Origin of the sequence: Kribbella sp. NPDC056345 (assembly GCF_042262745.1) — a bacterium.
Taxonomy (GTDB): Bacteria; Actinomycetota; Actinomycetes; order Propionibacteriales; family Kribbellaceae; genus Kribbella.
The window spans coordinates 149,570-161,103 of the sequence record NZ_JBHJQQ010000013.1; the positions used below are offsets into that span (position 1 = coordinate 149,570).

Sequence of the window (11,534 nt, forward strand, 5' to 3'; positions counted from 1 at the left end):
TGCGCGTTCAGCTTGCCCGAATTCGGGCCGTCGGAGCGGCAGAATCGCGAGCGTGTTGCTGGTCCTCCTCGTCATGGCGCTCGCCGCCCTCGCGGCGCTCGCCACGGGCGGACGCCTCGGTCGCCTTGCCGACCACGCCCTGACGGGCCTGCACTGGCTCGCCGCGGCCGCCATCGGCCAGCTCCTCGGCTCCCTCTTCGGCGGTACGGCGTACCCCGTCGGCCTGATCGGCTCCGCGGTCTGCATCGCCGTCTTCCTCCGCGAGAACCTCCGCCAGCCCGGCGTAGGCCTCCTGGCCCTGGGCTTCTTCTCCAACGCCGCCGTAGTAGCCCTGAACGGCGCCATGCCGGTCTCAGCCGCCGCTCTGGCCCGCGCGGGACTCTCGGGCAGCCTGGTCTCCGACCCGCGCCACGAGCTCGTCACACCCGAAACCACGTGGCCCTGGCTGGGCGACGTCGTACCGGTCGCTCTCCCCGGCCTCGGCCAGGCCGTCAGTCCCGGCGACATCCTGATCGCCGCCGGCGCCGGCCTGCTCCTGTACGCCGGCATGGGCGGCTCCGGCCGCGTCCCCACCGACTCCGCCCCCACCTGGGACGACCTCGACCTCAGAACCTGAAGCCGCGCCCGATCACCCGCCGCAGCGAATCCACCACCACCGGGTCGTACTCGGCCCCGATCCCCAACCCGATCGACTCCATCGCCTTGCCCGGCGACTGCCCGCCGCCCTCCCCCACCAACTGCTCATAAGCCAGCGCCACATTCACGATCCCGCTCTCCACCGGAATCTCCGCATTGTTGGCCCGCCCATGCCGGTACGGATCATTCGAGTGCCGCACAATCTCCGCCACATGATCCAGCACCCCCGACCGCTCGATCACCGACGCCCCGATCTCCGCCGCCCGCTGCCGCTCCTCCCTGGTCCTGAGCAAGCTAGCCCCACCCGGCGACGGATCCGCCAACGCCAACTGCCCCACCCCCGACAGCAACGCCGCATACTCCAACGCCTCCATCCGCCCCGGCGTCAGCCCCATGTCATAGCCCATGGCAACCGCCAGCTGCGCCGTCCGCGCGTTCTGCCCAGGCGAGCTGAACCCCGCAATCTCAGTACTCCGGGCCATCGACCGCACAGTGGTCCGATACGTCCGCTGCGCCGAGGCAAACCGCCGAAACGCAAACTGTGTGAGCAGTAGTGGCACCACGACCAGTGGCGGCCCCCAGAGCCCGAGGAGCGACGTACTGATCGCCAGCAGGATGCCGCTGATCGCCATCGCCATCCCGATCCGCGCCGCGATGACGAGCTCGTCGCGCAGTGCCGCAGGGAAGGGCAGATTGAACTTCTCGGTCGCCTGACCTGCCCCGACCAGGGCGTCCATACCGGCGGCAGTGAGAACCGCCAGCAGCATCGCACCGGTCAGCGCGATCGCGGAAAGCCAGCTGCCGTCCCAGTAGAGGTCGGTCGGCGTCACCGCCACGAAGACAGCGGCCGCGGCGGCCACCGACAGCATGCGGCGCGAAGAGACGACCAGATCCCACCGCAGTCCCGCCAGCAGTCGAGGAAGGATTCCGATCAGAGTCGCCACACCGGCGACAGCAACGACCTGTGCCAGGTCGGGCGGGACGGACACCTCCGGAGGGCGAAGCAGCACATAGCCCAACGCGGCGCTGGTGGCGATCGGTGCCCGGTTCCGGCTCCGATCCACCCGGAACTGCACCATCTCGCCGATGGCGATCAGGAGGGCGAACGTCAGGGCGTAGGGCCACTCGGTGACGCCGTGCCGAATGGTCAGGGCAAGTGCCGTGACCCCGACCACCCCACCGGCGATCACGATGACAACACCACTGCCCACCCGGCGCATCTCGACCGGCTCCGAGCTGTCCATCTAGGCCTCCGGCCCGGCCGCTGATCCGGACGCGCCGCCACCGCTGCCGAGGCTGAGGTCGTCGTGGTCGATCGGTGCCTGGACGCTCTCGTCAGGAGCCGGCTGATCGGCGGCGGCAGCCTTCCAGCCATCGCGGCGAATCACCTCGACGAACGCGTCGACGAGCTGGGGATCGAAGTGGGTGTAGCGATCCTGCAGGAGGATCTGCAGGGTCTCGTCGACACTGCGGGCCGGGCGATAGGAACGGGTCGACGTCAGGCAGTCGAAGGCGTCCACGATGCCGATGATCCGGGCGAAGTACGGGATGTTGGTTCCGCTCAGCCCGGCCGGATAGCCGGTGCCGTCGTACTTCTCGTGGTGATGCAGGACCGCGGACTTGACCTCCTCGAGGAACGGGATGTTCCCGATCAACTCGACCCCGCGCGCAGGGTGCAGCCGGATCGCGTCCATCTCGGAGTCGTCCAGGCGCCCGGGCTTCTGGATGATCCGGGTCGGTACGCCGACCTTGCCGACATCATGGAGTAATCCGGCATGCTCGAGGGCGTTCTGCCGGTCTTCGTTCAGCTGGAGATGCCGCCCGAGCATCCCGACGCCTTCGCTGACCCGCTCCGAATGACCGCGGGTGTAAAGGTCCTTGGTCTCGATGACCTGGATGAAGGCACGCATCGTCGCGGCCTGCGCGTTGCGCTCCGCCTCGTACAGTGACAAGGCCCACCGTGCGACGACGAGCGGTACGAGGACCAGCAGGACGGCGATCGGGCCGAGGCCACCGATCCAGACCACTGCCAGCAGGATGCCGAGCAGGCCGTAGCCGGTCATGGGCAACGCGGTCGCGCCGGCGACCTTCCGAAGGAACATCAACGGCGTGGGGCCGCTCCCGTCGAGCCACAGCACCAGGCACATCAGCGCGGCGTTGAACGTCAGCCAGGCCACGATCGCGGCAAAGCCGGAAACCGTTGCGTGCCCCGGTGCGTCCAACACCGCGTCACCACGGACGCCGCCCGTCGTGACGTACACGAATCCGGCGGCGGTGGCGCACAGAACAGCCTGCGCGCCATTGAAAATCCGCCGCATCAAGGGCAGACGACGATCTTGGGTCAAAGGCAGCAGAACAGCGACAACGACTGTGGCCGCAGGCCCCGACAACAGGAGAAGAGCAATACAGACCACGTGATCGAGGACGGCCCGAACCGGCCCCATCCGCGAACGCAACACGGCGCTCATCAGCAGCAACAGACCCAGCGTCACAGTCGGCAGATCGACTCGGGTCTGGAACAACGCAACCACGACAACCAGCGCGGCGATAGCTGTGCAGATCGCCACCGTCAGGCGAAGGGGCCAGCGGCTGTTCACCGATGAACTCTAACCTTCACCACTCCCATCCAAAACCGTTCATGACGTCACCTCCGATCAGCGGTCGCAGTCTTGTCCCCATCGACGATGGGGACAGGGGGGCTAGACAGCACATCGCTGACTCGTCTGAATTTTGCTCGTACGGGCTGCGCCGAAACACTGTAAGCCAGACCGTGACCCACTGCCGGACACGAGCAACCGCGCGTGGTATGAGAGACTGTGACTCTTTGCAGTTGTTTCTAGGAGGCTTTGAAATGGGCAAGACCGGCCGCAAGCGTCGTGCGCGCAAGAAGAAGGGCGCGAACCACGGTAAGCGCCCCAACGCCTGACCCCAGGCGACTACGCAAAGCGAGGACCCCGGCCCAAAGCCGGGGTCTTTGCAATTTGGTCACAACGCACTGCAGACCACCTTCCCAGAGGTCCTGTATTCGGAGCGTCTCCACCCGCATACTGAATGCGATCTTCAAACGCTCGTTGGGCTATTCTTTTGCACGAAATCGTGCGGGAACGTAAGGCGTCTCACCCACCCCGGACCAGCCCCTCAGCGACCCTGGCGTGGATACCTCCAGCGAACCGTCGGTGGAGACTCCTATTGTTAGCCCCGGACCACCCGCCCTGGCCGTCACCCAGGAGTGGGCTGATTGCAGGAGGGAGGTGGGTCAGCTGACCGGCGAGAGCTTGAGTGACTTGCTACGCAAGTACCGCGGCCGCGCCGGGCTGACCCAGGCCGCACTTGCGGCCCAGGCCGGATTGAGCGACCAGGCCATCAGCGTCCTCGAACGCGGCACCCGCACCCGGCCACGCATCGATACCATCCGCACCCTCATCCAGGTGCTGGGTCTGAACCAGGTCGAGGCCGACCAGTTCATTGCCGTTGCACGAGGCAAGAGCCTCCCCGCCGACGAGCCGGAACCCGGGGCGGGTCCGGGTGTCACTATCTTACCGAAGCCCTGGCAGCTGCCACCGGCCGTACCTGACTTCACCGGCCGGATTGCTCAGATCGAGACAATTCTGGATGCGCTGCGAATTACCGACGGAACGCCACGTACCTCGGTGGGTCTGGTGGCCGTGACCGGGATGGGCGGGATCGGCAAGACCACTCTTGCGGTCCAGGCCGCCCGCCAACTGGTCGACAGCTACCCGGACGGCCACCTCTACCTCAATCTCCGCGGATACGGGCCCGGACGATCTGTCTCGACCGCAGACGCGGTGCGTCAGCTCCTGCGATCCCTGGGGACGGATCAGCGGCTCGTCCCGGACGACGTCGACGAGGCCGCCGGCCTGCTGCGGTCCCAACTGGCTGGCCGACGCGTCCTTCTCTTCCTCGACAACGCCGCGGACGTGGCCCATGTGATGCCGCTGCTACCAGGCAGCCCGAGTTCCGCCGCGATCATCACCAGCCGCGGCTCCCTGACCAATCTGCCGGGCGCCCGCCAGATCCAGCTCGAGGTGCTGTCGCAGTCGGAATCAGTCGAACTGTTGTCCGGCGTTGTCGGCAGTGCGCGCATCACGGCCGAGCCGGCAGCAGCCGAAGCCCTTGCATCCTTCACCGACCGGCTTCCGCTCGCGGTTCGGCTGATCGGCGGACGCCTCGCCGCCCGCCCCAACTGGCCCGTACAGCACCTCGTCGATCTCCTCGCAGGCGAGGACCGCAAACTCGACACTCTAGGCTCCGACGAATCCGGCGTCCGCGCCAACATCGGCAGCTCTGTCGAGTTCCTCCGAACCAGTGACCGCGCGCTCGACCGCGAAGCCGCGCGAGCCCTGCCCCTGCTGAGCATCCCAGACGGCCCTGACCTGCTCATCGTCGTCGCCGCCGCCGTACTCGACATGCCCCTGCGTGCGGCCAACGACATCCTTGAACGTCTCGCCGACCTCAATTTGATGGAATCCATCAGTCCCGAGCGCTACCGCTTCCACGACCTGATCCGCTTCTACGGCCGCGAGCTCGCCGAGGAGGCGCTCGCCGCATCCGATCGGCAGGCGGCTCTGGAGCGGCTGCTGCGCTTTTACATCGGCTGCGGCTGGCAATGTCAGGCACAGACGCACCCGGGCAATCCCCGGCTGGCACTCGGCACCGTCCAGCACCAGACCGTCCCGGCGTTGAGTGAACGGTCTTCCGCACTCCAGTGGTTCGATGCCGAGCAACGCAACCTGATGGATCGCTTTGCCCAGGCCATGTCGCTGCTCACAGGCTCGGCGCTCCTGCCGGAACTGGCCCTCGCGATGTTCGCGTACCACGTGCTGCGCGACCGCTGGATAGAGATGCAGGAGATGGCGCGCAGCACCCTCGAGGTGGCAACCGCTCACGGTCTCTCCTTGACCGCAGCATGGCTGCAGCACGATCAGGCGATTCCCATCGTCGAGAACGGGCGTCTTGAGGCGGCGGTGCCCTACCTGACCAGAGCCCTCGCCATCTTCCGGGACGTGGGTGACCTCAGTGGCCAGGCGCGGTGCTGCTCCTCGTTGACCTACGTGCTCTCGAGCCTCGAACGCACGGACGAGGCTCTACAGTTCGGTGAGCAGTCCTTGGAACTCAGCGAGAAGCTCGGTGACATCGTTCTGGAAGGTGTCGCACACTCCGCACTAGGAGTGCTCTCCAACGATTCCGGCGACTTCGCTCGCGCAACGGCAGAGTTCGATTGCGCCATCCAGTTGGCCGAGTCGAAAGGGCAGTGGCACTCGGCGTTCCAGCGCCGCCTCAGCGCCTGCGCTTCGCATCTGAGGGTTGGCAGGTATGACGACGTCCTGGTCTACCTGGCCGACACGGACTCCGACGACGTAACTGATCGAGTCGACCGTCATCTTAACCTTGCACTCGCCTATGCGGGCCTGGGCGACTACGCCTCGGCCTTGCAACATCTCGAAGGCGGAATGCTGCATGCCCACCGAAGTGGCAACGACAGGCGAGAGGGAGACTTTCTGTTCCATCTAGCCGAGCTCAAGGCTGTCTCAGGCGACTGGGAGGACGCTACAGCGAACGCCGAAGCAGCCGCCGCTGTGCTTGCCCGGATCTCACCAGACCGCGCCGGGCTGGCCCACCAACTCCTCGATCATGTACGAACGAGACGGCCCTACGCCTACGCTGCCATTCCCTATCCGGACTTCCTCCACCGGAGTGGACCACAACGAGCGGGAGGGCGGTGAGTCGGCTGACCAATGAGAGCTTGAGTGACCTGTTGCGCAAGTACCGGGGACGGGCTGGGCTGACCCAAGCCGCACTTGCGGCCAAGGCCGGATTGAGCGATCAGGCAATCAGCGTGCTGGAGCGTGGAACCCGGCGACGGCCGCGCATCGATACCATCCGAGCGCTCATCAAGGTGTTGCGTCTGGACAAGGCCGAGGCCGCCGAGTTCCTTGCCGTTGCGCGCGGCAAGAGTCAGCCGGCTGAGCCCGACGCCGAACCGATTCCGGCGGGTGAGCTGTTGCCGATGCCCTGGCAGTTGCCGCCGGCGGTGTCGGACTTCACCGGCCGGACTGCCCAGATCGAGGCAATTCTCGATGTGCTGCGGCTACCCGAGGGGGCGGGCAACGCGGTCGGGCTGGTGGCGGTCACCGGAATGGGCGGCATCGGGAAGACGACCTTGGCGGTGCATGCTGCGCACAAGTTGGTCGCGAGTTATCCCGACGGTCATCTTTATGTGAACCTTCGCGGATATGGCCCCGGCCTGCCGATGTCGGCCGCGGATGCATTGCGGAATCTGCTGCGCTCCCTCGGTGTGGAGCTGCAGCTCATTCCCGACGAGGTCGAGGAAGCCTCGGCCATGTTGCGTTCGCAGCTGTCCGGCCGCCGGTTCCTGCTGTTCCTGGACAACGCTGCCGATGTGCAACACGTCATGCCGTTGCTTCCGGGCAGCCCCGGGAGCGCTGCGATCATCACCAGCCGAGGGTCGCTGGCGAACCTTCCCGGTGCGCGTCAGGTCCGGCTCGACGCGTTGTCCGAGTCGGAGTCGGTCGCATTGCTGGCCGGCGTCGTCGGGCCGAGCCGGGTCGCCGCCGAGCCCAAGGCCGCCGAGGTGCTCGCGGCCTTCACCGGCCGCCTGCCGCTGGCAGTCCGGCTGATCGGTGGCCGATTGGCCGCGCGGCCGAATTGGCCGATCCAGCACCTGGTCGACCTCCTCGAGGACGAGGACCACCGCCTGGACAGCCTCGGTTCGGACGAGACCGGGGTCCGGGCCAACATCGCCAGCTCGTTCGAGTTCCTGGAGACCAGCGACCGTCCACTCGACCGAGAGGCCGTGCGTGCGCTGCCGCTGCTGAGCATCCCGGACGGCTCGGATCTGCGAACCCCAGTCGCCGCCCGGCTGCTCGACGTACCGGCTCGGAAGGCCGACGCGCTACTGGAGAGGCTGGCCGACCTCAATCTGCTGGAATCCCTGGCCCCTGAGCGTTATCGGCTGCACGACCTCATTCGTGCCTACGCTCGCGAGCTCGCCGAGGAGACGCTGACGCCGGCCGAGCGGGACGCCGCGCTCGAGCGCATCCTGCGTTTCTACATCGGCTTTGCCTGGGCTTGTCAGGCTCAGACCCATCGCTCCAGTCCGCGTCTCGCGTTCGCCACCATCGCGCATACGCCGCCGCCGGCCGTCAATGACGTGGTGAAGTCGCTGGACTGGCTCGACTCCGAGCACCAGAACGTCGTGGACCGGTGGCAGCAGGCCCTCAGCTCGACACTGGCCGATTCACCGTTGATCCCGGAGCTGATCCTGGCTCTGTTCGGATACCACGAGTCGCGGTCGCGCTGGGTCGAGATGCGCGACATGCATCGCGGTGTGGCCGAGCTGGCCGAGAAGAACGGGCTGGGCGGTATGGCGGCCTGGCTGCAGCACGACACGGCCATCCCGGAAGTCGAGAACGGCAGCCTCGATGACGGCGTCACCATCCTGCTCAAGGCCCTGGACATGTTCCGAGCGATCGGCGATGTGCGCGGACAAGCCCGATGTGCGTCCTCGGTCACCCATGTCCTCGGCCGGCTCAACCGGCTGGACAAGGCCCTTGAGCTCGGCAACGAGGCCCTGCGACTCAGCCAGCAGATCGGCGACAGGACCGTCGAGGGCGTGACCCGGGTCGCGCTCGGTGGGCTTTACGACCGGCACGGAGACTTCGCCCGGGCCGATGAGGCGTTCCGGCACGGTGTGCGGCTCGCCGAGGAGATCGGCGACCTCCGGTCCATCGGCAAGCGCTACCTCAACACCGGCTTCTCCCACCTGCTGGTGGGCCGCCTCGACGACGCCGAGGAACCGCTCCTGAAGTGCATCGAGGCCGGCAAGCGGCTCGGCAACGATGATGTCGAGTCTCAGGGCTGGCAGTGCCTCGCGGCGTTGTACGCGGCGCAAGGCAAGTACCGCCAGGCCCACGAGAGCATCGACTCCGGGATGGCGCTGATTCGCAAGCACCGCCTCCGCGAAGGTGCGCTCCTGCTGGAGCACGCGAAGGTCAGCGCCGCCGAGGGCGACCACGCGGCCGCCATCGCCTATTTGCAGTCCGCCATGCCCGTCCTGCAAGGGATCTCGCCGCGACTCGAATCAACCGCCCAGGAGCTTCTCCAGCTCGCGCAGCGCGGCAGCCCGTACAGCTACACCGTCGACGGCAACCAACTCAGCTGACGCAGGCGTCAGTCGGTGGTGGTGATCGTCGTTTCCACCTGGATCTGGGTGAGGCGGAGGAGGATCTTCTGGCGGAGGGCATCGGGGGCGTGGTCGGAGCCGCAGGAGCGGTGGACCAGCTTCTTGATGCAGCGTTCCAGGTCGTACTCGTCGAGGCAGGGGGCGCATTCCTCGAGGTGCTGCCGGATCTCCTCGGTGCTGGCGCCTTCGATCTCGTTGTCGATGAAGACGTAGACCCGCTGGAGGATCTCGTTGCAGTCGACGTCGTGGTCCTCGCCGCAGCTCACGACTCCTCCTTCTTCGCGGTCGCGTCGTCGTCCGAGGCGGCGATCAGGCCGCGGTCGCGGGCGTAGTCGGCCAGCAGCTCACGCAGCTGGCGCCGGCCACGGTGCAGGCGTGACATCACCGTGCCGACCGGCGTACCCATGATGTCGGCGATCTCCTTGTAGGCAAAGCCCTCGACGTCGGCCAGGTACACGGCCAGGCGGAAGTCTTCGGGGATCGACTGCAGGGCCGACTTCACGTCGGAGTCGGGCAGATGCTCGAGAGCGACCGCCTCGGCCGACTTCAGGCCGCCGGGGGTGTGGGACTCGGCGGCGGTGAGCTGCCAGTCCTCGATCTCCTCGGTCGGCGACTGCGTGGGCTGGCGCTGCCGCTTGCGGTAGCCGTTGATGAACGTGTTGGTCAGGATCCGGTACAGCCACGCCTTCAGGTTGGTGCCGGGCGTGAACTGGTGGAACGAGCTGTACGCCTTCGCGAAGGTGTCCTGGACCAGGTCCTCGGCGTCGGCCGGATTACGGGTCATCCGCATCGCCGCGGCGTACATCTGGTCGAGGAACGGCAGCGCCTCGCGCTCGAAGCGCGCGGTCCGCTGCTCGGGTGTCTCTGTCGTGGTCGGTGTCGGCATCGTGATCGAGAATACCGGGGTCTTCCCAGCGTTCCGCGCCGGAGCCACACTCGTTGCCGTCATGCTCATCACAACAAGCCCTGGTACGGCGTAATTCCCGGCCCCGCGCGGGTCAGGAGGCGACCACTATCCGGACACTTCCCGGACGACCCACTCGAACACAGCTTCGACCAGCAGGTCGTAGGACTCGTCCTGGCTGAGCTCGGCCTTCTTCGGGACCTTGAAGGAGTGGTCGGCGTCCGGCACCACGGCCATCTCGGTCAGCGGCGGGAACTCGTCAGGCGTCCCGAAGGTGTCCCGCTCCCCCTGGACGACGAACGTCGGCAGCCCGGCCCCCTGCAACTCGGCCACCCGCGACTTCTCCGGCTTCCCCGGAGCATGCAGCGGAAAAGCCAGTGCCAGTACGCCGGACGCCCCGAGACTGCTCGCAGTCCGGCAGGCCACCCGCGCGCCCGCACTCCGGCCACCGATCACCAGCGGGGTGCGGATCCGCAACTGGCCGACGATCGCGATCCAGGCCTCGTCGAGGATCTTCGGCGCCGGCGCAAGCTTCTTCCCGGCCCGCCGCCAGGGCTGCTCGATCAGGAACACGTTGATGTCCTGCTTCGGCAACCGCGCCGCCAGCGCCGCCAGATCAGGCGCCTCGATCCCCCCACCGGCCCCATGACCGAGCGCCAGCGTCGCCACCGGCCGCCGAGCCCGGTGCGCCACGATCCGCGCTTCCCCGTGCGGCGTCCCCACAATCCGTTCGTCGGTCACCCGCCCCATCCTGTCATCCGCAGGCCCCACACCCCACACCCGCAACGCGAGTCCCCCAACCACCCGTCAATATCAACGGTTCTCCCCGCATCTCGCCCCTCCTCACCTCATATACGGACAGAGAAGCGACACTTCGAACGGATATCCCCTCCCGTGCCCCCGCCTCCGCCTCCGCCTCCGCCTCCGCCTCCGGGCCACGGTGCCAGCCCTTTGCGGCGTACGAGTCGACCCCGGCCGCTCCTACCTCGACCCCCACTGAACCCACCCTGCTCCCGCGACTGAACCCACCGTGCACCTGCGACCGAGTGTGCGGACCGTGTCGCCGGAATTCGATTTCCGGCAGCACAGTCGCTCCACTCGACGAGGACGCCCGCGAGTGGGTTCACCGTGCCGGCACAGTGGGTTCACTCGCGGGCGTCCGCCATCTGGTGGGTGGACCCATCCGGTTGTGGGTTCCCCCACCGTATGCGGGTAGGGAACCCACAAGCTGGTGGGTGAACCCATCAAGTGCGGGCAGGTGGCGGCGGAGCGGCGTACGGGCAGTGCGTGAGGTCTGCGTCAGCACGGGAGCCGCGTACGGCACGCGGGCTCATCCACACGCTGGGAGCAGGCGAGGCTCGCGGGCTCGTGCACGTGCTGGGGGCGGGCAAGGGACGTGGGCTTGTCTAGCGCGCGAGGTGGTGCGAGGGCTTGTACGGCGTGATGGTGGCGGCGGATGAGACGAGGGCGTGCTGGGCGGGGTGACTGGTACGGCGTGGTGGGGTGCTGGGGGCCCGGCGGCACCGGACGGCTAGGGGCTGGTACGGCGTGGTGGGGTGCTGATGGCCTGGCGGCAGCGGACGGCTGGGAGTTGGTACGGCGTGAGGCCGGCGCCGGTGTCAGAACAGGGTTGTGCCGTCTTCGCCGCCGACTGGTGGGGAGCCGTCGGGTGGGAGGGGGTCGAGGAGGTGGGGGCCGTTGTTGCGGACGGAGCCGACGGCGGTGGAGACGGCGTAGGCCTCGAGGCGGCCGGGGGCTGCTGGGACCAGT

At 67.5% G+C, this 11,534-nt stretch carries 9 protein-coding genes; 4 read left to right on the forward strand and 5 right to left on the reverse strand.

Translation table 11 applies throughout. The annotated features are described in order from the left end of the window. The first annotated feature begins 52 nt into the window (after positions 1-52). Positions 53-616: a DUF5317 domain-containing protein gene (locus tag ACFCV3_RS34660; RefSeq protein ID WP_376037518.1), complete on the forward strand. Its 564-nt coding sequence runs from the start codon at positions 53-55 to the stop codon at positions 614-616. On the opposite strand, the gene ACFCV3_RS34665 is transcribed toward ACFCV3_RS34660, so the two are convergent. After that, on the reverse strand, positions 606-1,880 hold the full coding sequence (locus ACFCV3_RS34665; protein ID WP_376037521.1) for an HD-GYP domain-containing protein: 1,275 nt from the start codon (positions 1,878-1,880) through the stop codon (positions 606-608). The two genes, ACFCV3_RS34660 and ACFCV3_RS34665, sit on opposite strands and share 11 nt — an antisense overlap. Then, positions 1,881-3,233, reverse strand: a complete 1,353-nt coding sequence (locus ACFCV3_RS34670) for an HD-GYP domain-containing protein (protein WP_376037523.1) — start codon at positions 3,231-3,233, stop codon at positions 1,881-1,883. Positions 3,234-3,487: 254 nt separating this feature from the next. Here ACFCV3_RS34670 and ACFCV3_RS34675 point away from each other — a divergent pair, with 254 nt between their 5' ends. The 3 genes from ACFCV3_RS34675 to ACFCV3_RS34685 all read left to right on the forward strand — a co-directional run bounded on the left by ACFCV3_RS34675 (position 3,488) and on the right by ACFCV3_RS34685 (position 8,839). Beyond that, entirely contained in the window at positions 3,488-3,562 is a 75-nt protein-coding gene (locus ACFCV3_RS34675) for a 50S ribosomal protein bL37 (RefSeq protein WP_369759046.1), read from the forward strand. A gap of 325 nt (positions 3,563-3,887) precedes the next feature. After that, entirely contained in the window at positions 3,888-6,380 is a 2,493-nt protein-coding gene (locus tag ACFCV3_RS34680) for an NB-ARC domain-containing protein (RefSeq protein WP_376037526.1), read from the forward strand. Positions 6,381-6,400: 20 nt separating this feature from the next. Continuing rightward, positions 6,401-8,839, forward strand: a complete 2,439-nt coding sequence (locus tag ACFCV3_RS34685) for an NB-ARC domain-containing protein (protein ID WP_376037528.1) — start codon at positions 6,401-6,403, stop codon at positions 8,837-8,839. A gap of 8 nt (positions 8,840-8,847) precedes the next feature. Here the strand turns inward: ACFCV3_RS34685 and rsrA are convergent, their stop codons facing one another. From rsrA to ACFCV3_RS34700, 3 genes are all read right to left on the reverse strand, one after another. Further along, positions 8,848-9,126, reverse strand: a complete 279-nt coding sequence (rsrA, locus tag ACFCV3_RS34690; RefSeq protein ID WP_132415247.1) for a mycothiol system anti-sigma-R factor — start codon at positions 9,124-9,126, stop codon at positions 8,848-8,850. Further along, positions 9,123-9,746, reverse strand: coding sequence for a sigma-70 family RNA polymerase sigma factor (locus ACFCV3_RS34695; RefSeq protein WP_132415251.1), 624 nt, complete (start codon positions 9,744-9,746; stop codon positions 9,123-9,125). The genes rsrA and ACFCV3_RS34695 overlap by 4 nt, the downstream gene beginning before the upstream one ends. A 126-nt stretch (positions 9,747-9,872) precedes the next feature. After that, a complete protein-coding gene (locus tag ACFCV3_RS34700; RefSeq protein WP_344144122.1) occupies positions 9,873-10,514 on the reverse strand; it encodes an alpha/beta family hydrolase in 642 nt (213 codons plus the stop codon). Between the last annotated feature and the right edge of the window lie 1,020 nt (positions 10,515-11,534).

What these genes read in the sequence shown, in the direction of transcription:
- ACFCV3_RS34665 (WP_376037521.1), bottom strand. Translation starts at nt 1,880, where the DNA reads ATGGACAGCTCGGAGCCGGTCGAGATGCGCCGGGTGGGCAGTGGTGTT.
- ACFCV3_RS34695 (WP_132415251.1), bottom strand. Translation starts at nt 9,746, where the DNA reads ATGCCGACACCGACCACGACAGAGACACCCGAGCAGCGGACCGCGCGC.
- ACFCV3_RS34700 (WP_344144122.1), bottom strand. Translation starts at nt 10,514, where the DNA reads ATGGGGCGGGTGACCGACGAACGGATTGTGGGGACGCCGCACGGGGAA.